This window comes from Streptomyces anthophorae, assembly GCF_049310305.1.
In the GTDB taxonomy this organism is placed as follows: domain Bacteria; phylum Actinomycetota; class Actinomycetes; order Streptomycetales; family Streptomycetaceae; genus Streptomyces.
Genome location: NZ_JBLWQQ010000001.1, coordinates 8967387 through 8989785 on the forward strand (window position 1 = coordinate 8967387; position 22399 = coordinate 8989785).

Annotated in this window: 21 protein-coding genes and 1 riboswitch; of the genes, 8 read left to right on the forward strand and 13 right to left on the reverse strand. The window is 71.7% G+C overall.

Going from position 1 to position 22399, the window contains the following annotated elements:
- Window positions 1-3 precede the first annotated feature (3 nt).
- The gene (locus ACNYS0_RS41025) at window positions 4-360 is read right to left on the reverse strand and encodes a DUF779 domain-containing protein (protein WP_422481719.1); all 357 of its coding nucleotides are present in this window, start codon (window positions 358-360) and stop codon (window positions 4-6) included.
- A gap of 74 nt (window positions 361-434) precedes the next feature.
- On the opposite strand from ACNYS0_RS41025, the gene ACNYS0_RS41030 reads away from it, so the two are divergent.
- Window positions 435-800, forward strand: coding sequence for a hypothetical protein (locus ACNYS0_RS41030; RefSeq protein ID WP_422481721.1), 366 nt, complete (start codon window positions 435-437; stop codon window positions 798-800).
- A 69-nt stretch (window positions 801-869) separates the two neighbouring features.
- Here ACNYS0_RS41030 and ACNYS0_RS41035 read toward each other — a convergent pair whose 3' ends face one another.
- Window positions 870-2018, reverse strand: coding sequence for a hypothetical protein (locus ACNYS0_RS41035; RefSeq protein WP_422481723.1), 1149 nt, complete (start codon window positions 2016-2018; stop codon window positions 870-872).
- Window positions 2019-2176: 158 nt separating this feature from the next.
- On the opposite strand from ACNYS0_RS41035, the gene ACNYS0_RS41040 reads away from it, so the two are divergent.
- The gene (locus ACNYS0_RS41040) at window positions 2177-2797 is read left to right on the forward strand and encodes an L-threonylcarbamoyladenylate synthase (protein WP_422481725.1); all 621 of its coding nucleotides are present in this window, start codon (window positions 2177-2179) and stop codon (window positions 2795-2797) included.
- Window position 2798: 1 nt separating this feature from the next.
- Here ACNYS0_RS41040 and ACNYS0_RS41045 read toward each other — a convergent pair whose 3' ends face one another.
- From ACNYS0_RS41045 to ACNYS0_RS41080, 8 genes are all read right to left on the reverse strand, one after another.
- Window positions 2799-3575: an ABC transporter ATP-binding protein gene (locus tag ACNYS0_RS41045; protein ID WP_422481727.1), complete on the reverse strand. Its 777-nt coding sequence runs from the start codon at window positions 3573-3575 to the stop codon at window positions 2799-2801.
- Complete coding sequence (locus ACNYS0_RS41050; RefSeq protein ID WP_422482906.1) at window positions 3572-4585, reverse strand: FecCD family ABC transporter permease; 1014 nt, start codon at window positions 4583-4585, stop codon at window positions 3572-3574. The genes ACNYS0_RS41045 and ACNYS0_RS41050 overlap by 4 nt, the downstream gene beginning before the upstream one ends.
- Before the next feature lie 74 nt (window positions 4586-4659).
- Window positions 4660-5715 (reverse strand): ABC transporter substrate-binding protein, encoded by a 1056-nt coding sequence (locus ACNYS0_RS41055; protein WP_422481729.1) that lies wholly within the window; start codon window positions 5713-5715, stop codon window positions 4660-4662.
- A gap of 54 nt (window positions 5716-5769) precedes the next feature.
- A riboswitch (cobalamin riboswitch) is annotated at window positions 5770-5922 on the reverse strand.
- 76 nt (window positions 5923-5998) lie between these two features.
- Window positions 5999-6661, reverse strand: coding sequence for a class F sortase (locus ACNYS0_RS41060; protein WP_422481731.1), 663 nt, complete (start codon window positions 6659-6661; stop codon window positions 5999-6001).
- Window positions 6662-6773: 112 nt separating this feature from the next.
- Window positions 6774-7418 carry a hypothetical protein gene (locus ACNYS0_RS41065; RefSeq protein WP_422481733.1) on the reverse strand — a complete coding sequence of 215 codons (645 nt, stop codon included), beginning with the start codon at window positions 7416-7418 and terminating at the stop codon, window positions 6774-6776.
- 244 nt (window positions 7419-7662) lie between these two features.
- Window positions 7663-9849 (reverse strand): phosphoinositide-specific phospholipase C-related protein, encoded by a 2187-nt coding sequence (locus ACNYS0_RS41070; RefSeq protein WP_422481735.1) that lies wholly within the window; start codon window positions 9847-9849, stop codon window positions 7663-7665.
- Window positions 9850-9879: 30 nt separating this feature from the next.
- Window positions 9880-11142, reverse strand: coding sequence for an arginine deiminase (locus tag ACNYS0_RS41075; RefSeq protein ID WP_422481737.1), 1263 nt, complete (start codon window positions 11140-11142; stop codon window positions 9880-9882).
- A gap of 35 nt (window positions 11143-11177) precedes the next feature.
- Entirely contained in the window at window positions 11178-12629 is a 1452-nt protein-coding gene (locus ACNYS0_RS41080) for a basic amino acid/polyamine antiporter (protein WP_422481739.1), read from the reverse strand.
- Window positions 12630-12811: 182 nt separating this feature from the next.
- Between ACNYS0_RS41080 and ACNYS0_RS41085 the strand changes: the two genes are divergently transcribed.
- Both ACNYS0_RS41085 and ACNYS0_RS41090 read left to right on the forward strand, forming a co-directional pair.
- The gene (locus tag ACNYS0_RS41085; protein WP_422481741.1) at window positions 12812-13906 is read left to right on the forward strand and encodes a baeRF3 domain-containing protein; all 1095 of its coding nucleotides are present in this window, start codon (window positions 12812-12814) and stop codon (window positions 13904-13906) included.
- On the forward strand, window positions 13906-14496 hold the full coding sequence (locus tag ACNYS0_RS41090; RefSeq protein WP_422481743.1) for a hypothetical protein: 591 nt from the start codon (window positions 13906-13908) through the stop codon (window positions 14494-14496). Before ACNYS0_RS41085 ends, ACNYS0_RS41090 begins: the two co-directional genes overlap by 1 nt.
- Here ACNYS0_RS41090 and ACNYS0_RS41095 read toward each other — a convergent pair.
- The 3 genes from ACNYS0_RS41095 to ACNYS0_RS41105 form a co-directional block, all read right to left on the reverse strand.
- Window positions 14493-15842: an MFS transporter gene (locus ACNYS0_RS41095; protein ID WP_422481745.1), complete on the reverse strand. Its 1350-nt coding sequence runs from the start codon at window positions 15840-15842 to the stop codon at window positions 14493-14495. The two genes, ACNYS0_RS41090 and ACNYS0_RS41095, sit on opposite strands and share 4 nt — an antisense overlap.
- 292 nt (window positions 15843-16134) lie before the next feature.
- A complete protein-coding gene (locus ACNYS0_RS41100; RefSeq protein WP_422481747.1) occupies window positions 16135-17778 on the reverse strand; it encodes an amidohydrolase in 1644 nt (547 codons plus the stop codon).
- A gap of 174 nt (window positions 17779-17952) precedes the next feature.
- On the reverse strand, window positions 17953-18852 hold the full coding sequence (locus ACNYS0_RS41105) for an Lrp/AsnC family transcriptional regulator (RefSeq protein WP_422481749.1): 900 nt from the start codon (window positions 18850-18852) through the stop codon (window positions 17953-17955).
- A gap of 166 nt (window positions 18853-19018) precedes the next feature.
- On the opposite strand from ACNYS0_RS41105, the gene ACNYS0_RS41110 reads away from it, so the two are divergent.
- The 4 genes from ACNYS0_RS41110 (at window position 19019) to ACNYS0_RS41125 (ending at window position 22313) form a co-directional block, all read left to right on the forward strand.
- A complete protein-coding gene (locus ACNYS0_RS41110) occupies window positions 19019-19999 on the forward strand; it encodes a C-terminal binding protein (RefSeq protein ID WP_422481751.1) in 981 nt (326 codons plus the stop codon).
- The gene (locus ACNYS0_RS41115; RefSeq protein ID WP_422481753.1) at window positions 19996-20784 is read left to right on the forward strand and encodes a class II aldolase/adducin family protein; all 789 of its coding nucleotides are present in this window, start codon (window positions 19996-19998) and stop codon (window positions 20782-20784) included. Before ACNYS0_RS41110 ends, ACNYS0_RS41115 begins: the two co-directional genes overlap by 4 nt.
- A 132-nt stretch (window positions 20785-20916) precedes the next feature.
- Complete coding sequence (locus tag ACNYS0_RS41120; RefSeq protein ID WP_422481755.1) at window positions 20917-21435, forward strand: ATP-binding protein; 519 nt, start codon at window positions 20917-20919, stop codon at window positions 21433-21435.
- Window positions 21432-22313, forward strand: a complete 882-nt coding sequence (locus ACNYS0_RS41125) for a DUF5753 domain-containing protein (protein ID WP_422481757.1) — start codon at window positions 21432-21434, stop codon at window positions 22311-22313. The genes ACNYS0_RS41120 and ACNYS0_RS41125 overlap by 4 nt, the downstream gene beginning before the upstream one ends.
- The last annotated feature ends 86 nt before the right edge of the window (window positions 22314-22399 follow it).

Consider the following 22399-nt stretch of genomic DNA (forward strand, 5'->3'; position numbering starts at 1 on the left):
TGGCTACGTACCGACAAGTCGGGAACGGATGAGGAAACGTACGCCCTCGGGTGCTTCGAGGGAGAAGCCGCTGCCGCGGCCCTCGACGACGTCGACGATGAGGCGGGTGTGGCTCCACACCTCGTGCTGGCTCTTGGACATCCAGAACGGCACCGGCTCCGCCACCCCCTCCACCGTGAGATCGGCGAGGAGCACGTCCGAGGCGCCCGTGCGGAACTCGCCCGCCAGGTAGCACATCGGGGCGCTGCCGTCGCAGCAGCCGCCGGACTGGTGGAACATCAGCGGACCGTGGGCCTCGCGCAGCCGCCGCACCAGCTCGGCGGCCGCGTCCGTCAGCTCCACGCGGGGTACGTCGCTCATGCCGGACAGTCAAAGGGGTGGGACGTTGCGACCACGTTGCACGCGCGGCGCGGGCCCCGGCATAAGCTCCGCACATGGAACAGAGGGAGATCATTCTGCGGGCCATCGGCGTGCTCACCGAGACGCACGAAATGGTGCGCAGGCTCAGCGACGGCGAGGCACTGGACACCGACCTGACGCAGCTGGGGCGGCTCGTGTCGGAGGTGTTCCCGACCATCGAGATCCCATCGGGGGCGAGCGCGGAGGAAGCGGCGGAACTGACCATCTCCGCGCTGATGCCGGCGAGCGTGTCGCTCGTGGAGGCGTTCGCGTTCCTCTTCACGCAGCTCGCCAAGGTCCACGACGAGGGCCGCATGGACGTCAACTCCAGCGAGCTGTTGCAGGAGATCGCGCTGCGGATGTCCGATCCGGGAGCCGAGGAGGAGGCGGAGGAGGAGTGAAGTGTTCGGGCGCCCGCTCGTGCGGCGGGCGCCCGAACCCACCGGACCTGAACCAGTGAGTCCTGCCACCTACTTGTGCGGCCCCCGGAACCGTCCGAACGCCTTGCCGAGCGTGCCGAACGGTGAGGCGTCCTTGCCATCCGGGTCCGCCGGCGCGTGCGACGGGCTCTCCGCGCGCGGCGCCTCGGCGAGCGCGGCCCGTGCCGCTTCGGCCGCCTCACGGTAGCTGTCCCGGGAGCGGGTCATGGCGTCGAGCGCCTCGGCGTACTTCGTGACCATGTCCTGCGCGTGCGTCAGCTCCTCGTCGGGCGTGAGCAGATGCCAGCCGTCGCGCAGCCGCGTGAGGGCGGCCTCCGCCTCGTCGGTCAGCGGCCGCGGGAACGCGGTGAACTCCCGGATCCGGTCGAGCAGTTCCGTCGGCTCGCTGCCGTCGAGGAAGACGCTGCGCACGGTGAAACGGTCCGCCGCGTAGTCCGGGTGCGGCGGCGTGGTCGGCAGCACGACGGCGCCGCCGCGCGGCATCCCCGCCTTGAAGTCCTTGCGCAGCCCGAAGTCCACGATCTGCGCCTGGTCGGGCGTCGCCCGGTGCTCGATCACGCGGTGCTGGAGGCTCGGCGGCAGGAACCGCGTCAGGGACCGCTGCCCCTGGGCGTCCGGTGTCATCGCCTCGTGGACGACGACGTGCAGGTACCAGCTGGAGCGCGAGCAGTCCTTGAGGAGACGGCGCAGCGCGTCGTCGTCCTTGGGGAGGTGGTTCGGCGCCCGCAGGCGCAGCCCCGCCACCGTGTCGTGGTCCCACGGCACCCGCTCGCTGTCCGGCCAGAACATCGGAGCGGGCGACGGCCAGGACAGCTCCCAGGGCCGCTCCGCCTCCGCGGCGAGGACCCAGGTGACGCCCTCGGAGCCCTTGGCGCGGGAGTCCGGGTCGTACGTCGTGAGCTGGCCGCGCACGGTGACGTTGTCGGCGACGCGCCACCGTGCCTCGAACACCCGGCGGGCGCCGGGTCCTGGACCGGCCTCCGGCTCGCGCGGATGCAGCACCGTGGAGCGCGCCGCGTCCTCGGGGTCGAGGTCGAGGAAGTCGTCGAGCACACCCGCCGCCTTGAGGGCGATCAGGTTGCGCCGGACGTCGCGCTCGGGCTCGGGCCCGAGGTGGCGTCCGCGTCCGAGCCACACGGTGTCGGGGACGGGTGTCGGGGTTGAGTTCTTCTTCGCCATGGAGTCGTTCTGTGAGTGATCGGGGCGCGACCAGTATGGGTCCGAGGACGCGCCGTGGCCAGGGCAGGGTGGGCCGGTGTCGGGATTGTCGCGCGTGTGCGCCCGATTCGCCCTCCGTGTACCCCGGCGTGGCGCGTCCGATCCCGTACGCTCGCCGAATGGCCAGGTACTACGACGTGCACCCAGCAAACCCGCAAGCGCGCCTGATCTCCGCGATCGCCGACGGCATCCGCGACAGCGCGCTCGTCGCCTACCCCACGGACTCCTGCTACGCGCTCGGCTGCCGGCTCGGCAACCGGGCGGGGGTCGACCGGATCCGCTCGATCCGGCAGCTCGACGACCGGCACCACTTCACGCTGGTCTGCCAGGACTTCGCCCAGCTGGGCAAGTTCGTCCAGATCGACAACGACGTGTTCCGCGCCATCAAGGCGGCCACGCCCGGCAGTTACACCTTCATCCTGCCCGCGACCCGCGAGGTGCCGCGCCAGCTTCAGCACCCGAAGAAGAAGACGGTGGGTGTGCGCATCCCCGACCACGTGGTGACGCAGGCCCTGCTCGCCGAGCTCGGCGAGCCGCTGCTCTCCAGCACGCTGCTGCTGCCCGGCGAGGAGGAGCCGCTGACGCAGGGCTGGGAGATCAAGGAGCAGCTCGACCACCAGGTCGACGCCGTCGTGGACTCCGGCGACTGCGGCACGGTGCCCACCACGGTCATCGACTTCTCCGGCGGCGAGGCCGAGATCGTGCGGCGCGGGGCCGGGGACGTCGAGCGCTTCGAGTGACCTAGGGCCCCGCCGTCGTGCCCAGATAGCGGATGTGCGGGCGGGCGCCGGGGCGGGTGACCTCGGCGCGCACCCCGTACACCTCGGCGATCAGCTCCTCGGTCAGGACCTCGCCCGGCTCGCCGGCCGCCACCACCCGGCCCTCGCGCAGCACGACGACCCGCGCGCAGTACGTGGCGGCGAGGTTCAGGTCGTGCAGGGCGACGACGGACGTGATGCCCAGCGTGCCGATCAGGTCGAGCAGCTCGAGCTGGTGCTGGATGTCCAGGTGGTTCGTCGGCTCGTCCAGGAGCAGCTCGCGCGGCTCCTGCGCCAGCGCCCGCGCGATCTGGACGCGCTGGCGTTCGCCGCCGGACAGGGTGTGCCACAGCCGGTGTGCCCGGTCGGCGAGACCGCTGCGCTCCAGGGCCTCGCGCACGGCCGCCTCGTCGGCCGCCGACGCGGGCTGCCAGGCGCGGCGGTGCGGGACCCGGCCCAGGCGTACGACGTCGGCGACGGTCAACTCGACCTGCGCGTCGGCCTGTTGCTGAACCATGGCGATGCGCCGCGCGGCCTGCCTGCGGCCCACCGAGGCGAGCGGGTCGCCGTCGAGCGTGACCAGGCCGGCGGTCGGCGCCAGCACCCCGGCGAGCATGCGCAGCAGCGTGGACTTGCCCGAGCCGTTGGGGCCGAGGACGCCGGTGACGGTGCCGGGCTCCGGCGTCACGGACACCCCGTCGAGCACCAGCGCGCCGCCCGGCGACCACGACACACGCTCCGCGCGCAGCCCCGCCGTCATCGCACACCCCGCTGGCGGTAGAGCACCAGCACGAACGCCGGCACACCGATCAGCGATGTCACCACACCCACCGGAACCTCCTGCGGTTCGAGCACCGTCCGCGCCACCGTGTCCACCCACACCAGGAACACCGCACCCGCGAGCGCCGTCACCGGCAGCAGCCGGGTGTGCCCCGGACCCACCAGGGCGCGCGCCGCGTGCGGAAGCACCAGGCCGACGAAGCCGATCGCCCCCGCCGCGCTCACCAGCGCCGCCGTGAGCAGCGCCGTCACGCACAGCAGCACGATCCGGGTACGGCCCACCCGGACGCCGAGCGCGGCCGCCGCCTCCGCGCCGAAGGCGAACGCGTCGAGCGTGCGCCCGTACGCCAGACACACCACGAGCGCCACGGCGAGCACGGCCAGGCACAGCCACACCTCGGTCCAGCCGACCCCGCTGAGCGAGCCGAGCAGCCAGAACAGCACCCCGCGCGTCGTCTCCGCGTCGGCGGATGTCAGCACGACGAACGAGGTCAGCGCCGAGAACAGCTGCATCGCCGCGACCCCGCACAGCACCACCCGGTCCGTGCTGCCGCCCAGCGTGTGACTGAGCACCAGCACCAGGGCGAACGAACAGACGGCGCCGGCGAACGCGCCGCCGGACACCGAGACGGCGCCCCCGCCGAGGCCGAGGACGACGACGAGCACGGCCCCGGTCGAAGCGCCCGAGGAGACACCGAGCACGAACGGATCGGCCAGCGGGTTGCGCAGCAGCGCCTGGAGCACCGTGCCGCACACCGCGAGCCCGGCGCCGCACACCGCCGCGAGCAGCGTCCGCGGCAGGCGCAGGTTCCATACGATGCCGTCCCGGATCGGAGAGAGGTCCGAGGTCCCGAGGCCGATCCGGTCGCCGACCGCCGCCCACACGTCCCCGACCTGGATCTGCGCGGGGCCGATGGTGATCGCGAAGGCGACGGAGGCGCACAGCGCGGCCACGGCGGCCGCCCAGACGAGCGTGGCGCGCAGGGTGATCCGGGGCGAGGCCGGCGGATGCGCCGCCGTCGCCGGGGGAGCCGCGACCGTGCGAGCTGTGACCGGCCGGGCCGTCACCGGGCGAGCCCGAAGCGGCGCAGCCCCGCGGCCACGCGCTCCACGCCGTCGACCGTCCGGATCGTCGGGTTCATGGCCTGCCCGCTCAGGCGCACGTACCGCTTCTTCTTCACGGCGGTCATGTGCTGGGTGACGGGATTCGACTCCAGGAACTTGATCTTCTGCGCGGCCGACTCCGCCGACTGCGAGCGGCGCGTCAGGTCGCCGATGACGAGGACGTCGGGATCGCGGTCCGCGACCGTCTCCCAGTTGACCTGCGGCCACTCCGCACGCGTGTCGTCGAAGACATTGCGCGCCCCGAGCTCCTTGGTGACGACGCCGGGCGCGCCGCAACAGCCCGCCATGTAGGGCGAGTCGGAGTTGGCGAACCAGTACAGGACGTCGACGCCGTGCGCGTCGACACCCGAAGTGGCCGTGCGGACGCGGGACTTGAGCGTGTCGATCAGCTTCTCGCCGCGCTTCTGCACGTGGAAGACGCGCGCCAGGTCGCGGATCTCGCCGTACACGACGTCGAGCCCCAGGGCCTTGGTCCGCACCCCGTCCCCGTCGCCGCCGTTGTCCTTGCCCGCGCAGTCGCTGGGGGAGAGGTACGTGGGTACGCCGAGCTTCTCGAACTCCGCGCGCGGCGCCACGCCGCCCTTGCCGAGGGTGTACGTGAACGAGGCCGCGGCGAAGTCCGGCTCGGTGCCGAGGACCTTCTCGAACGACGGGTAGCGGTCGGCCAGGCGCGGCACCTTCGCGTTGGCCTTCGCCAGGTTCTTCAGTACCGGGTCGGTCCAGGTGCCGGTGCCGACCATCCGGTCCTCCAGGCCGAGCGAGAGCATGATCTCGGCGGAGCCCTGGTCGAGGGCGACGGCGCGGCGCGGGGCGTGCTCGACCCGCACCTTCTCGCCGCAGTTGTCGAGCGTGACACCGTCGCCGCTCGCGGCATCGTCCCGGGTGGCGGCGGTCGTGCCGCACCCGGCCAGCAGCAGGGTGAGCGCCAACAGCGGGGCGCATCGGCGGAGTTGACGTGCGAACAGCACGGAGGTTCCTTCGCGTCCAGGGCTCATACGCGGAGCCGGCCTACGGTCCGCCCCCACGCCACGCGGCGCTGGAGGCCGCCAGCAGGTCTTCGGACTCGGGGTCGTCCGCGCGAAGCGCCTTCCCAGGCCGATGTGCCGGCCCAGTGGCAGTGGCTCCGCCCGTCACCCTCACCGCTGCGCGTCAGTTCCGGGTTCGCACCGGATTCCCTGACCCGTGTGCGTAGAAAAACACACAAAGGTAAGACTGGCTCAGCGAAGCTATCACGCGTCCCGTCCCGGGCATCACTCGCTCACGGACTTGACTGTCGGTTCAAGGAGGGGGCGGGCCCGGGCGGGAGCGCGCCGATGGGTGGGAGAGCTGTCCGACGAGATGGGAGTACACCACCAGATTGTCGCGGTATCCGGTGTCGGCCCCATACGCGCCGGCGCAGGTAATGGTGCGCAGCTCGGGGCGTCCGGTGGAGTCGTAAACCTCTCGGGTGGGGAAGGACCTCTTGGCGTAGCTGCGAACCTTGTCGACCTCGAAGCGTGCGACGTTTCCGTCGCTGCGGGCGACATCGATCCGGGCTCCGGGGCGAAGCCGGCTCAGGCGCGCGAAGACGGCAGGACCCTTGCGGGTGTCGAGGTGGCCGACGGCCACCGATGTTCCGTTCTGCCCCGGGACGGGCGCACCGCTGTACCAGCCCGCGATGTCGGGGCGGTCGAGTGGGGGTGGTTCCAGGCGTCGCAGATGATCGAGGCCGATGGCCACCAGGGGGGCGTCGACTCCGATGGAAGGGATGACAATGCGGGTCGGGACAGTCCGCGTGGTGCCGGAACGGGAGTTCCCCTGCGCGGCGGTACTCCCACTCCGGGACTGTGCATGTGAGGCCGCGCCCCGCTCGCCGGGGGGCTCGCTCTGCGAGCCCGTCATCTGCGACCAGCCCGTCACCGTAATGATGAGCAGGGCGAGGAGCAGTGCGGTGGGCCGCACCAGCCTCTGTGTGGCGGACGTTGAACCTGGTTCGGCTGGTGCCGGGTCCTGCGTGTTGCGGGACCCGGCACCACCCGGACTCGGGGTGGATCGCTTCACCGGGCGGCCTCGGTCAGCCTGCGGATCCGGGGCGGCTCAGGCCGCCTCCACCCGCGTCGACCCCGCCGACAGGATGGCTTCCCTGATCGCCGCGGCCCGGTGTGTCGGAGCCATCTGGCGTGTCAGGAGTGTTCGTGGGGTCGGGAGCTGGGGACTTCGTGGGGTCGGGAGTCGGGGACTGCGTGGGGTCGGGGGTCGGAGTCTTCGTCGGGTCGGGAGTCGGCGACGGCGAAGGATTGTCGCCGCAGTCCACCTTGAAGTTCTTGGACTTGGCCTGCCCGCTCTCGGTGGCCCACCGCCAAGTCACCCCGTAGTGACCGTCCGGCAGCGACATCGTGGCGGTGTGCGCCGAACCGTCGTCGTTGACGCGCAGTACGCCTTGGCTGACCGTGTCGTTCCCAGTGGGCGGAATCTCATCGATCTGCCAGTAGACGGCCTTCACTCCATCGAAGTCGAAGGCGTCCAGGTAGAACTCGCACACCTGGGGCTCGTCCCGTTCGTCGCCCACCGGGGTGTCCGCGCTGTGGACCTTGATGTCGCCGTTGTCGCCTGGAGCGGCCAGGGCCTGGGAGACTGGAACGGCGGCCAGGCCGATGGTCAGGGCGACCGCTCCGAGGATCCCGGTGCGGCGGCGGTCCCGGACGATATTGGGCACCATGCGGTTCCTTACGATAGTCGGATCATCCGTTCGTAATCGTTGCTTTCCGGGCAGACTGCAACGTCCCGTGCACGACCGCGGCGTTCGGCCCCGTGGACACGCCGGGCTTGTCACCCGTTGGGGGCACCCACTCGCAGGGGAGCGCCGACGGCGCGGGCGTTGCCCGGCAGTAGACGGAACGGCGCCTGCCGGCATGAACACGGGCTCCAAGCGTCCCGACTGGACAACTCCTCGGCGCAGCGCCTCACCGGCCCGCATTGAGCGCGTCCACCGCTCCCTGCGCGTCGCCGATCGTCGAGTAGTCGACCGCGACGAAGTTGACCGGCCTGCCGCGCTCGCGTTCGCAGCGGCGCGCCCGGTCGAGTACGTACCGGCGGGCGTTGACCTCGCCCGCGTCGATGCGGCTGCCGCCGTTGTTGGTGATGAAGTGGTTGAGCAGGAACAGCCGCTTGTCGTCGCCGCCGCGGTGCGGGACGCAGCTCATTTGGTCGGGGGAGCGGAAGGCGAACGGCGTCTCCATGCCGTACCGGTAGAAGTTGCGGTACCAGGAGCCCGCGTCGTCCGCCTTCTCGGCGAAGACCACCAGACGCCGTCCGCTGTCGATCATCTCGCCGAGCGTCGGCCACGGCTTCGCCGGGTCGGCGTCCGGCCGGTGCACCAGCTTGTCCAACCCGGCCTGCCTGAAGGCCCTTCGGGTGTCCTTGGCGGAGATCGCGTCCTGGACGATCAGGGTGACCACGTCATGGGGGTGGTCCTTCATCCAGTCGCCGATCTCGCGCAGCGTCGGCACCAGCGGGATCGCCCCCGCCCGGCACACGGAGTGGCACAGCCACAGACCCTTGCGCGGCGGGTTGACCCGGTTGACCGCGGACCGCACCAGTGCCTGCTGCTCGGCGGTGAACTCGGAGCCGTCGAGGCGCCCGGTGATCTCCTCGGGCGTCTCCCAGCGATAGGTGTCCAGTTGGAGGGCGCGCGCCCCGTGGTCCAGCTGCGTGCTGATGTGAGGGTCCTGGAGGGGCCCGATGAAGTGGTCGGCGGTCGTCGACATCGCGTTGTGCATGGTCAGGTACGCGACCTCGTCGTAACGGCGGTCGCACAGCTCGGTGCTGCCCTGGCACTCGCGGGCCGCCGCAGGGGAGGCGGCCAGCGGCATCAGCACCATTCCCGCGACCGCCACGCACGCGGAGCCGAACCCCAGGCCGACCGCCCGCCGCGGCGATCCGAGCCGCTCGCGCGCCACCCGCGGCGCCCGCCCCGCGAGCCCGGTCCGCATGAGCAGGCCGACACCGGCGAGCAGCGCCCCCGCGAGCACGGGGACGAGCGCGGCCCACAGCGCGGTGCCGGTGAGGTGGCCCACGGCGGCGCGCTGCACGTCGTCGACGAGGCGGGCCAGGCTCGGCGGCCACGAATCGGGAGGCGCGACGAGCCGTCCGTCGGTGACCAGGCGCGTCACCCAGGCGGCCAGCGCGGTGAGCGCGCCGCCCGCCGCGAGCGGGATGCCGAGCAGGATCAGCCGGCGCCCCGGCTGCGGCGGACCGAGCAGCCACAGCGCGGCCAGGGACAGCAACAGGAGCGCCGCCGCGACGACTTCGAGCACCCCGAGGCCGACCGCCGTGTACGGGCGCGCCTCGCGCAGCCCCGACAGGTCGTTGCCGGAGGCCTTGAGGGTGTCGGTGAGGTCCCAGGTGCCGCCGTCGACCAGCGCCCGCAGCTGGGTCGCCGCGCCCTGGACGCGGTCCGTGACGGTGGCCGGGGCGACGGCGGCGAGCGCGGTGCCGACGTCGCCGTCCGCGAGCGCCGTCTCGATCTCCGGGCGCAGCTCCGCGCGCTCCCTCGCGGGTACGAGGGCGAGCAGCGCGTCGGCCACGCGGTCCGCCTGGTCCGGTGACAGCGGCAGCCGCGGCAGGTTTTCGGGCGCCCGCCCGGCGGCGAGTTCGCGGGCCTCGTCGGCGAGCGTCTCCCGGAACCGGTCGAAGTCCGGCTCCGAGCGGTTCTGGACGCCCGCGACGAGATCGCCGAAGTAGGTGTGCGCGAGGTCGCCGAGATTGGCGATGACCGGGCGCAGATCGACGACGAGCCGCAGGTCGTCACGGTCGCCGTTGAGATAGCCGACCACCGCGTCGATCTGCTGCCGCGTCAGGTCGCGCAGCGTGTCCGGCGGCAGGACCAGCTTGAGGTTGGAGGTGATCTGGGCCTCCGGCACGGCGAGCCCCGCCAGCAGGTCGCGGGTGACCGGGGACGCCTTCGGATCGACCAGCACCTCGTTGTAGAGCCGGTCGTAGGCGTGCTGTTCGTCGAGGACGGCGGCGTGGAAGCCGGGGTCGAGCAGCGTGCCGCGGACGGTGGCCGTGACGCACACGGTCAGCGTGGCGAGCGCGGCCACGACGAGGGCCACCGCGCGGAGCAGCGGATGGAGCGCGACCTTCTCCATGCCGTCGACGGTACCGGTCCGGGGGCCGCCTCAGTAGTCGAGCGGGTCCCGGCTGATGGGGCAGGTCATGCAGTGGCCGCCGCCGCGACCGCGGCCGAGTTCGGCGCCGACGATGGTGATGACCTCGACGCCCGCCTTGCGCAGCAGCGTGTTGGTCTGGGTGTTGCGGTCGTAGGTGAAGACCACGCCGGGCTCCAGGGCGACCGCGTTGTTGCCGCTGTCCCACTGCTGGCGCTCGGAGGCGTACACGTCGCCGCCCGTCTCGATCACCTGGAGGTCGCCGATGCCGAGGGCCTGTGCGACGACGTCGGTGAACGCGGCCGAGCCCTCGTCGGTGATCTCCAGGCCGGGCGCCTTGTCGCTCGGTCGCAGCGAGAACGTGTGCACCGCGTCCATGATCTTCGGATACAGCGTCACGATGTCGCGGTCGGCGAAGGTGAAGACGGTGTCCAGGTGCATCGCGGAGCGCAGCTTCGGCATCCCGGCGACGATGACGCGCTCGGCGGCCCCGTTCTCGAACAGGGAGGCCGCGACCTGCGTGATGGCCTGCCGCGAGGTGCGCTCGCTCATGCCCATCAGGACGACGCCCTTGCCGACGGGCATGATGTCGCCGCCCTCGAAGCTCGCCTGCCCCCAGTCCTGCTCGGGATCGCCCCACCACACGGTCGAGCCCGCGAAGTCCGGGTGGAACTCGTAGACCGCCTTCATCAGCAGCGTCTCGTCGTGCCGCGCGGGCCAGTACAGCGGATTGAGGGTGAGGCCGCCGTAGAGCCAGCACGTGGTGTCGCGGGTGTAGAGCGTGTTGGGCAACGGCGGCATCAGGTACTCGCGCACGCCCGCGGTTTCGCGGGCCAGCGAGACGTACGGGGAGCGGTAGTCGTCGGGCAGGTCGGTGGTGGCGAGACCGCCGATGAGGTACTCGGCGAGCTGCCGGTGATCGAGTCCCTCCAGGAACGCGCGGGTGTCGTCGATCAGACCGAGCCCCACCTGGTTGGCGACGATCTTCCGGTCCAGGAGCCAGGACCTGGCCCCGGGGACCGCCATCGTCTCCGCGAGCAGCTCGTGCAGCTCGACGACCTCGACGCCGCGCCCGCGCAGCTTGTTGACGAAGTCGGCGTGGTCGCGCTGGGCGTTCTCCACCCACATCACGTCGTCGAAGAGCAGATCGTCCGCGTTGGTCGGCGTCAGCCTGCGGTGCGCGAGCCCCGGCGCGCAGACCAGGACCTTGCGCAGCCGGCCCACCTCGGAGTGGACGCCGTACGCGGCGGGAGTGGGGCTGTCGGGCTCGGTCACGGGGTGCCTCCCGGGGAGAGGATGGGACGGGGCGGTCACAGGCTGATCCAGCCGGCGGCCAGGGCGACGATGCCGAGCACCGCGCCGATGACGGAGACCGCGAGGATGACGAACTCACGAGGGGAGAACAGGCGGCGGCCCTGCTCGCGTCGGGCCATCACGAAGAGGATGGTGGCGGGGGCGTAGAAGATCAGCGAGACGAGCACGAACTTCAGCCCCGCCGCGTACAGCAGGAACGCCGTGTAGATCACGGCCACGCACGCGATGGTCAGTTCTCGGTTCGAGGTGCGGCCGCCGGTGGTGAGCGGATCGGGACGCATGCCGATCTTCGCGGCGAACCCGGCCGCGAGCAGATACGGGATCAGGGAGAGCGCGCTGGTCAGATCGAGCGCGAAGTTGAAGGCGTCGTCGGAGAACGCGGTGACCACGAGCACGACCTGGATCAGGATCGTGGTCATGAGGAGGGCGGGCACCGGCACGTCCGCGGCGTTGGCGCGGCGCAGGAAGCGCGGCATGTCGTCGTCCTTCGCGGCGACGAACAGCACCTCGGCGGCCATCAGCGTCCACGCCAGATAGGCGCCGAGCACGGACACGATCAGGCCGACGCTGATGAAGACCTTGCCCCAAGTGCCGACCGCGTTCTCCAGGACACCGGCCATCGACGGCTGGCGCAGCTCGGCGATCTCGCTCATCGGCATGATCCCGTAGGAGACGATCACGACGGAGGCGAAGATGGCGAAGACGCTGAGGAAGCCGAGGATCGTGGCCTTGCCGACGTCCTCGCGGCGCTTGGCGTGCCGCGAGTAGACGCTGGCGCCCTCGACGCCGAGGAAGACGAAGACGGTGGCCAGCATCGTGCCCTTGACCTGGCTGAACAGGGATCCGGCGTAGTCGGCGCCGCCCCAGTTCTCGGCGAACACGCTCGGGTCGAAGAAGACCAGCGCCAGGATCACGAAGATGATGATCGGCACGACCTTCGCCACGGTGACGATCTTGTTGATCGCCGCGGCCTCCTTCACGCCGCGGCGGATCATCAGGAAGAACGCCCACAGGCCGACGGAGGAGAGGATCACGGCGAGCGCGGTGTCGCCCTCGCCGAGCCCCGACCAGATCGTGCCGACCGTCGACATGATCAGCACCCAGTACGTCACGTTGCCGACGCAGGAGCTGGCCCAGTAGCCGAAGGCGGAGAAGAATCCCACGTACTCGCCGAAGCCGGCCTTCGCGTAGGCGTAGACGCCCGCGTCCAGGTCGGGCCTGCGCACGGCGAGGGACTGGAAGACGAAGGCGAGCATGAGCATGCCCGTACCGGCGATCGCCCAGGAGATGAGCGCTCCCGCCACCCCCGTCTGCTCGGCGAAGCGTGCGGGGAGGGAGAACACCCCGGCGCCGACCATGGAGCCGATGACCATGGTGGTGAGGGTGAACAGGGCCAGTTTGGCGGGCGGTGGGGAGGTCTGGGAGTCCGTAGAGCCTTGCTGCTCCATCACGTCCCCTTCGGTTGCGGTGCGGGGGAGCTGGAACGCTCGGAGAACAGTTTTCTACCCATACGTTGATGACTGCACCTTTTAGGTGCTTTCGAGCGTCACGGCCTGTCCATCCCAAATGGCCGATTGTGCGAGTTGTGGGCAGCATGGTGCGAGCCGTCTCAGAAGAAGGACAAGCAGCCATGCACTCCTCATTGACCCCGGTGATCCTCAGAGAGCTGCGCGAGCCGCGCACCTATCCCGCCGTGTCCCTGGCGATGCCCACCCATCGGCGTCGACCGGAGAACAGCCAGGACCCGGTCCGCCTCGGCAACCTCGTCAGCGAGGCGGAACGCCAGCTGGCGGCCGATCCCGCGGTGACCAAGGAACGGCAGGAGGACGTCCTCGCGCAGTTGCGGGAGGCGGTCCAGGAGATCGACCTCGCCCATGCGCGCGACGGCCTCGTGGTCTTCGCCGCGCCGGGCGAGCACCAGGCCTGGGCCGTCGACCGCGGCGTCCCCGAACGGGTCGTGGTCGCCGACACCTTCCTGACCCGCAACCTGGTCGCAGCCGACGCCGCGCGGCGCCCCTACTGGGTGCTGGCCCTGGCCGCCGACCGGATCACCCTGTGGGACGGCCGCGGCGAGCGCGTCACCGAGAACACGGAGCACGGCTTCCCGTTGACCCGCAGCCTCGACGACCCGGACGCCGAACGCAAGGAGCGCATCGGCGACCTGCCCAGCACCTTCCGCGACGAGCAGGCCCGCCAGTTCTTCCGGGACGCGGACACCGAGCTGAGCGATGTGCTCGGCGAGGAACCCAGGCCCCTCTACGTCACCGGGGAACCGGCCGCACTCACGCTTCTGACAGAGGTCGGCAGCGCCGCGCAGGGCGCGATCGAGGTGCCGGTCGGCGGCCTCGCGCAGGGCACCCCCGAGGAGGTGGCGCAGGCGGTGGCCCCGGCCCGGGATGAAGCGGCGCGGCTCGCCGTCGCCGAGGCCCTTGACCAGCTGGAGCAGGCGCGCGGCGAGAAGAAGTACGCGGCCGGCGTGGACGAGGTGTGGCAGGAGGCCCAGGACGGGCGGATCCGCCGGCTCGTCGTCGAGGAGAACTACCGGATCACCGTGCGGGCCGGCGAAGGCCACCTGGAACCGGCCGCCGACGACGATCTCGACGCCGTGCACGACATCGTCGACGAGGTCGTCGAATCCGCCCTGGAGACCGGAGCCGAGGTGGTGTTCGTCCCCGACGACACCCTCGCGGACGCCGGGCGCGTCGCCGCGGTGCTGAGGTTCTGATGCGCGGGCACAGGACGGTCGCGCCGCTCGCCTGCGCGCTGGTGGGTGTGCTGGCGCTCGCGGCATGCGGCTCCGACAGCGAGAAGGACACGGGTGCGAGTGCCAGCGCTTCGGCCAGCTCCCCGGACGCGTCGAGGTTCTCCGGTACGCCGCCCTCGGCGCTGGCGTCGAAGAAGGAGTCGATCAAGGCTTCGGCGTCCGAGGCCGCCAAGTCGGCCTCGGCACGGGCCAGCGAGTTCGAGGCTTCGGTCTCGGCGAATCTGGAGCGCAAGCGCCAGGAGTTCACCAAGCAGCTGGACAAGGCCGACGGGCAGGGCAACGCGGTGCGCGACGTCGAACTGACCGGCAAACGCCTCGCGGACACGAAGGGCGTGCGCGCCGTCGTCGTCCACATCACCAACACCACCGACAAGACCGCCTCGTACGCCGTGCAGGTGGACTTCAGCGACTCCGACGGCAAGGTCGTCGAGACCAAGGTCGTCGGAGCCGAGGACCTGAAGGCGGGGGACAGGGCGCAACCGCTGGCGATCAGCACCAAGCCCCCCGAGCCGCACCTCAAGGCGAGTGTGGCGAAGGCCCAGCGCTACTAGGCGGGCACCGTCTCCTGGGTCGCGGCCGTGGACTCGGCCGCGACCCGGCGCTCGAAGTGGACGCGCAGCCGCAGCGTGCACCAGATGCCGATCGCCGAGACCACCATCAGCGCGGCGGCCGGGGGCCAGTACGCGCCGCCGGCCAGGGACGAGAGCCAGACCGCGGTGACCGGCGCGAAGCCCGCGAAGATCATGTTGCAGACCTGGTAGGAGAGCGAGATGCCGGTGTAGCGCACGTGCGGGGCGAAGCCGTCGGCCAGGATCGCGGCCATCGGCCCGTACAACGCCGACATCACCAGGCGCATCGCCAGCATCATGAGATAGATCAGCACGACGCTGCCGCCGCCGAGCACCATGAACTGCGGGATCGACAGGAGTACGACCCCGGCGAGGCCCGCGACGACGACCTTGTGCGCGCCCACCTTGTCACCGAGCAGCGCGAGCAGCGGGGTGACCACCAGTTCCAGGAACGCGGCCAGCGAGAGGCCGTTGAGCAGCATCGACTCCGACAGGTGCAGCGACTCGGTGCCGTACGAGAGCAGATAGCTGGTCACCACGTAGTAGCCGCCGGTCGCGGTGGCCAGCGCGAAGACCCCGGTCAGGACCGTCTTCCAGTCCTTGTGCAGCACCTCGGCGACGGGCAGCCGGCTCGGCCCCTCCTTCTCGGCCTCGGCGGCGTGGATGTCCTCCATCACCGGCGAGTCCTCCAGCTTGGTGCGCACCACCAGGCCGATGACGACGAGGACCGCGGAGGCGAGGAACGGCACGCGCCAGCCCCAGCTGTTGAACGCGGACTCGCCGAACAGGTTCATGAGGCTGAACATGCCGGTCGACAGCAACGCACCCACGGACGAACCGAGTTGGGCGAACGAGCCGAAGAAGGTGGCCCTGCCCTTGGGCGCGTTCTCGACGGCGATGAGCACCGCGCCGCCCCACTCGCCGCCGATCGCGATGCCCTGGATGAGGCGGAGCGTGATCAGCAGGATCGGGGACAGGACGCCGACCTGGTCGTACGTCGGCAGCAGACCGATCGCGAACGAGGCGATGCCCATCATCAGGAGCGTGATGACGAGCGTCTTCTTGCGGCCGACGCGGTCACCGATGTGCCCGAAGACGATGCCGCCGAGCGGACGCAGCAGGAAGCCGACGGCGAAGGTCGCGAAGGACGAGATCGTCTTCAGGGCCGTCGGCATGTCGGCGGGGAAGAAGACGTCGTTGAACACGATCGCCGCGGCGGTGGCGAAGGCGTAGAAGTCGTACCACTCGATGGAGGTACCGGACAGAGCGGCGAACGCCGTCCTGAACGGACTCTGCGGTGAACGGTCTGACGTGGTGCGGTCCGACAAGGGGACCTCCGGCGAAAGAGTGCGGTCGGGGACGGGAGTGGGGGGCTTTTCAGGGGCGCGGGGAACTGCGCGAGCGCAACCACGGTTGGGCGCGTCATGCGGTCGGGCGCGGTGTGGGTGCGGCTTTCGGGGGCGCGGGGAACTGCGCGAGCGCAACCGCGGTTGGGCGCGTCATGCGGTCGGGCGCGGTGTGGGTGCGGCATTCAGGGGCGCGGGGAACTGCGCGAGCCCAGCCACGGTGTGGCGCACCATCCGGCACGGCCACACCACGACTCGGCCACAACGACACCCGCTACGCGCCGCGCGCCCACGCCCGGGCGCCGCCGATCCACGTCTCCCGGACGCGGATCCCGGCCAACTCCTCGGCGGGCACGGTCAACGGATCGGCATCGAGGACGCAGAAGTCGGCGAGCATGCCGGGCGCGAGCGAACCGACCGCATCCTCACGGTGCAGCGCGCTCGCCGCGGCCGCGGTGTGCGCGTGCAACCCCGCCTCGACCGGCAACCGCAACGACTCGTCACCGAGCACCGTGCCGAGCACCGTGCGCCGGGTGGCCGCCGCGGACACCGCCTCCAGCGGCGCGGGCGGAGCCACCGGTGCGTCCGAGGAGAACACGACCGGCACCCCGGCCCCGGCGCAGCGCCCCGCCGGGTTGTACCGGTGGCCCATGTCGCCGATCGCGGTCAACGTGCCGTCACCGGTGCGCAGATGGTGCTGCGGCTGCATGACGGGGACGACGCCGAGCGTGCCCATCCGCTCGATCTGCTCGTCCGTCGGAAGCCCCGAGTGCTCGATGCGGTGCCGCATGCCGGGCCGCTCCCGATCGGCCTGCGCCTTCTCGATCGCGTCGAGCACCATGCCGATGGCGTACGGGGACTGGGCGTGCGTCGCGGTCTGGAGCCCCGCGGCGTGGGCGCGCCGCACGATCTCCGTGTACTCCTCGACCGAGTGGTACAGCTGCCCGTGGTGGCAGCAGTCGGCGGCGTACCCCTCGGGGAAGTACGCGGTCCAGCCGCCGAGCGTGCCGTCGGCGTAGAACTTGACGCCCTGGATGCGGAACCGGTCGTCGCCGAAGCCGCGCACCGCGCCGAGTTCGAGCGCGGTGTCGAGCAGCGCGGAGGTCAGATAGGCGGAGACGCGCATGCGCAGCGAACCGTCGGCGTGCGCCCGCAGATACGTCTCCATCTCGCGGCGCGACACCTGCGCGTCGCCGATCGTGGTCACACCGGCGGCGAGGAACACCTCCTGGGCGCGCAGCAGATGGTCGGCCATGATCTCGTCGGGCTCGGACAGGTGGAAGTTCGGACCGTGGTTGCCGATCTTCACGCCGGCCGGTCCTGTCAGCAGGTCGCAGGCGCCGTCCCACAGCTGACCGTCGGGCTCGCCGTCGGCGAAGTGGCCGATGGTGCCGCCCTCGGGCGAGGGGGTGCTCGCGTCGATGCCGCAGGTGCGCAGGGTGCGGGAGTTGACGACGCCGCCGTGCCCGGAGGCGTTCATGACGTAGACCTCGCGGTCCTCGGCGACGCGGTCCAGGTCGTGGCAGCTGGGGTGGCGGCCCTCGGCGAGCCGACGGTGCTCGTAGCCGAAGCCGCGGATCGGGACGCCCGCGGGCAGCTCGCGGGCGGCCTCGCGCAGCACCTCCACCAACGTGTCGATGTCCGGCACGCGCTCGGGCCGCAGATCGACCCAGGCGAGCGCCTGCCCGTACATCACCGGGTGGCAGTGGGCGTCCACGAAGCCGGGGTGGACGAGGCCTCCGTCGAGGCGCAGCTCCTCGTCGACCCGGCCGCCGAGCGCGGCGCGGGCCTCCTCGACGGTGCCGACGTGCACGATGCGCTCGCCGCGCACGGCGAGGGCCTCGGCCCGGACGGTGGTGCCGGCGGCCGCTACGGCGGCGCCGGTGACGAGGAGCGTGTGCTCGGGGGAGCGGGGCATGGCAGGGCTGCTTTCGACCGGGAACGTACGGGGGTGCGCCGACAGACGATTCGGCTCGCTGAACCATAGATAGCGAACGCCTGGTTGACCAGAGGGTTGGGCGAGGAATGTTTGTAAAGTTGAATCGCCCATCCGGTTCCGTATCGACTGTGCACCCCGGTACGGGGCGGTCGGTCAGTCCGTGCGCGGCCCCAAGTCGTACCTCTCCTTGACGAGTTCCAGGTGCAGCCAGCTCTCCACCTCGCGGACGGCGGGCAGTCCGCGCATGTCCTCGAGCGTGGTGCGCACCGCCGCGAACGACTCGGCGGTGATGGTGCCGACCAGTTCCGCGCCGCCCAGGCACGTCGACAGGAACGTCACGCGGTCGAAGGCGGCCACCCGGTCGGCGACCTCCGCCGCCGCACCGTCCACCCGCAGGCTGAACCCGCACAGGTAGCCCATGCCGAGCACGTCGGGGCGGACCAGCGCCACCACCTTGGCGACCCCGCCGTCCAGCAGGCGCAGCGTGCGCGCGCGGGTCGCGCCCGCGGACAGGCCGACGCGCGCCGCGAGTTCCGCGAAGGCCAGGCGGCCGTCGTCCTCCAGTTCGGCGAGGATCCGCTCGTCCGTCGCGTCGAGCGCGCTCACGGTCGGCTCCCGGGTGAGGAGGTAGGGGTCCTTCACGTGCCGGGTCGCGACGAGCGCGTCCACCGCGCGCACGCCCGGCAGGGCGCGGATCTGCTCGATGGTCCGGTCGAGCGCGCCGAAGCCCGCGGTGCGCAGCTCCGTCATGATGGCCCGCCGCCCGCTGGTCAGCGTCACGAACGGCGCCTCGGGCAGCTCGGCGATCGCGCGCGCCACCGGGCCCGCCGGCCCTTCGGTGTCGATCGCCAGGTGCGCGGAGGCCGACAGGTCGCGCACGGCCGGGTGCACGATCGCCACGACCCGTACGGCGCCCGACTCCTGGAGCCGCTGTACGCGCATCCGTGCCGCGGGCCGGGACAGGCCCACCCGCTGCGCGAGCGTCTCGTACGTGAGGCGGCCGTCGCCCTGTAGCTCGCGCACGATGCCCAGGTCGGTCTCGTCGAGATCCACGTGCTGTTCCCCTTGGTGGTCCGGTGCGCGCCCGGCCGGACGCCCGCTCATTGTCGGTCACCGGGAGGGCGACCGTCTCGTTCGGTCTGGACAAGCATGGCAGTCGAAACGTAAGTTCGACTCCTGTAAGTCGACCGAATCATTTCTGATGGCCCTGGAGGATGGTGTGCCGCGACCCGTCGTCGTGATCACCGACACCGAGGAGCTGGACCCCGCACCGGGCGTCCGTCTCCTCGCCGATGCCGGCTGGGAGGTGCGGATCGCCGGAAGCCGGGACCCGGAGGCGATCGCCGCCGCGGCGCACGACGCCGACGCGCTGATCGTCGGGTACGCGCGCGTGGACGCGGCCCTGCTCGACCGCCTGCCCACGGTGCGGCTGCTCGCCACCATGTCCGCCGGTTACGACATGATCGACATCGCCGAGGCGGAGCGGCGCGGCCTGTGGGTGGCGAACCTGCCGGGCGCCGCGACCGAGGACGTCGCCGTGCACGCACTCGCCCAGTCGCTCGCCCTGGCCCGCCGCCTCCCGCAGGCCGACGCCGTGGTCCGCTCCGGCGGCTGGAGCACCGACCTGCACGAAGTGCCGCGCCGGACGAGCGAGTTGACGCTCGGCCTGGTCGGCATGGGCCGCATCGCCCGCACCCTCGCCCGCATCGCCGGGCCCCTCTTCGGCCGGATCGCCGCCCACGACCCGCGCGCCACGAACTGGCCCGCGGGCGTCGAACGCCTCGACCTGGACACGCTCGTGGAGCAGGCCGACATCCTCTCCCTGCACGTCCCGTCCACGCCGCAGACCCAGGGCATGGTCGACGCCGACCTCCTGTCCCGGATGCGCCCCGGCAGCGTCCTCGTCAACGTCTCGCGCGGCGACCTCGTGGACCCGGACGCCCTGCTCGCCGCCCTCGACAGCGGCCGGATCGCGGGCGCGGCCCTCGACGTCTTCCCGGTCGAACCCCCGGCCCCGGACGACCGCCTGCGCAGCCACCCCCGCCTGCTGCTCTCCCCGCACAGCGCCTTCCTCTCCGACGCCTCGCTGCGCGCCTACGTCACCGAACCCGCGCGCAACGTCATCGCCTGGTGGACCACCGGACGCCCGAACACCCCCGTGGTGGACCCCACGACCCAGACCCAAGGAGCCCTCGCGTGACCGACACCCTCAGCGCCCCCGTCACGGCCGAGGACGCCGCCCAGGAAGAGCTGCGCCTGCGCCGCGAACTGGCCGCCGTCTACCGCCTGGTCGCGCACTTCCGCATGACCGACCTGATCTTCACGCACATCTCGCAGCGCCTCCCGGGTCCGGACAACCACTTCCTGATCAACCCCTACGGCCTGCTCTTCGAGGAGATCACCGCCTCGAACCTGGTGAAGATCGACCTCGACGGCAACGCGGTGGAGCCGAGCCCGCACCCCGTCAACCCGGCCGGCTTCATGATCCACAGCGCGATCCACAAGGCCCGCCCCGACGCCCACTGCGTGCTGCACACCCACACCAAGGCCGGCTGCGCCGTCGCCGCGCAGCAGGGCGGGCTGCTCCCCGTCAACCAGATGTCGATGGAGTTCCACAACCGCGTCGGCTACCACGACTACGAAGGCGTCGCCCTCAACTTCGACGAGCAGAAGCGCCTCGTCGACGACCTGGGGACGCACCCGGCGCTGATCCTGCGCAACCACGGCCTGCTGACCGTCGGCGAGAGCGCCAAGCAGGCGTTCCTGCGCATGTACTACCTGGAGAAGGCCTGCGAGATCCAGGTCACCGCCCAGGCGGGCGGACAGCTGATCATCCCCTCCGAGCAGGTCTGCGAGTACACCGCCCAGCAGCTCACCGGCGAGGGCGAGGCGTCCTCGGACGTCCAGGACGACATCGCGTACGACCTGGCCTGGGGCGCGCTGCTGCGCCTCGTGGAGCGGATCGCGCCGGACTACAAGGACTGAGGGCGTGGGGATCCGGCTGTCCGCGGCCGGCTCCCCGCCCGCCTACCGGCGCTGTACCGCCGCTCTCCCCCCACCGTGCACGCTGCACGCAGCCACACCGCCCGAAGCGGCGGCACCTCAAGGGGGAGGGTCATGGGTTCCTCGAAAGGCACGTCCGCGCGACCCCGCACGCCTCTGCTGGTCGCGGGCCCGTACGCGTACTCCAGCACCCGGCGCCCGTGCGCCGACTGCGACCTCGGCGTCGGCCGGCAACTGCACCGGCACGTCCGGGCGGTCCCCGCGGAGGTCGTCCGGGTGCGCGCGGCGGTGCTCGCCGCGCTGACCTCCTGGGGATGCCCGCCGGGCGCCGTCGACGACGGCGAGCTGCTCGTGAGCGAACTCGTCACCAACGCCGTCGTGCACACCACCGACACCACTGTCTCCGTGAACGTGGTGCACCTCGGCAACCGGCTGCTTATCGAGGTCACCGACTCCTCGCCGGTCCGCCCCGCGCTGCGCACGGCGGGGCCCGAGGACGAACAGGGGCGCGGGATGCAGCTCGTGGAGGCCGTCGCCTCCGCCTGGGGCTCGCGCAGGGAACCGGGCCGGGGCAAGACCACCTGGTGCACGCTCGCCCTGGACGGCGGCGATGCGGCGCGGCGGGCCCGATGAACACACCGCGGCCGAGCGTCTACCGGTGGGACATCCACCGGGTCGCGGGCAGCCGCCACCAGCACGGCCCCTGCGGCACCAGCGTCAGTGAGGACGGCGCGCGGGCCTGCGTCGAGGCGGCCCTGACCGGTGCCGCGGACCCGGACGCGTACGCATGGGGCCTGCTCAGCCGCGTGCGCTCCGGAACGGGGGAGGCCCCGGCGGCCGGCCCGCGCACGCCGATAGCGTGGGCCGCCCCGGGGCCCGACGGCACCGTCGCCTGGTTGCCCCACGGGGCGGCGGCGCCGCGCCCGGCCCGCGCCCCGCACCTAGCCGAACTCGAACAACGGGCCGCCGTCATCCACGAGTTCGCTTCCGCCGCCGTCCCCGAACTGCTGCGCACGGACGACTACGCACGCGCCTTGGACGCCACGGCCCGCCCTCTCGACCCGCCGCCGCGGACCGAACTGCGTCTGGCGGGTCTCGCCCGGCGCCGGCGCATCCTGGACCGGCGCGAGCCGCCGCACCTGCTGGTGCTCCTCGACGAGGGCGTCCTGCGCCGTCGCGTCGGCGGAACGGGTGTGATGAGCGGGCAGCTCGGGCACCTCGTCGACCGGGGCGCCCTGCCCCGGATCCACCTCCACGTGCTTCCCCTCGATGTGCCGGGCCACCCCGGGGCGCTGCCGCCCTTCCGGCTCATGGGCTTCGACGAGGAGCCCGACGTGCTGTGTGGCGAGTCCTCCCTCGGCGCACGGACCACGGTCGACGCCGGGCGGATCGGGGAGCACCGGCGCGCCTTCCAGCTGATCCTGTCCCGCGCGCTGTCACGGGACGACTCACGGGAACTGATCCGCGAGCTCAAGGGCGAACTCGACCGCGATGTTCACGTCCCCTGGTGAACTTCCTTGCCCCGAACCCGGGTTCGCCCCACAATCGGGGTCCACCCCGCCCGGCCGACAGGGCGGGGCGACGGCAAACGGAACGT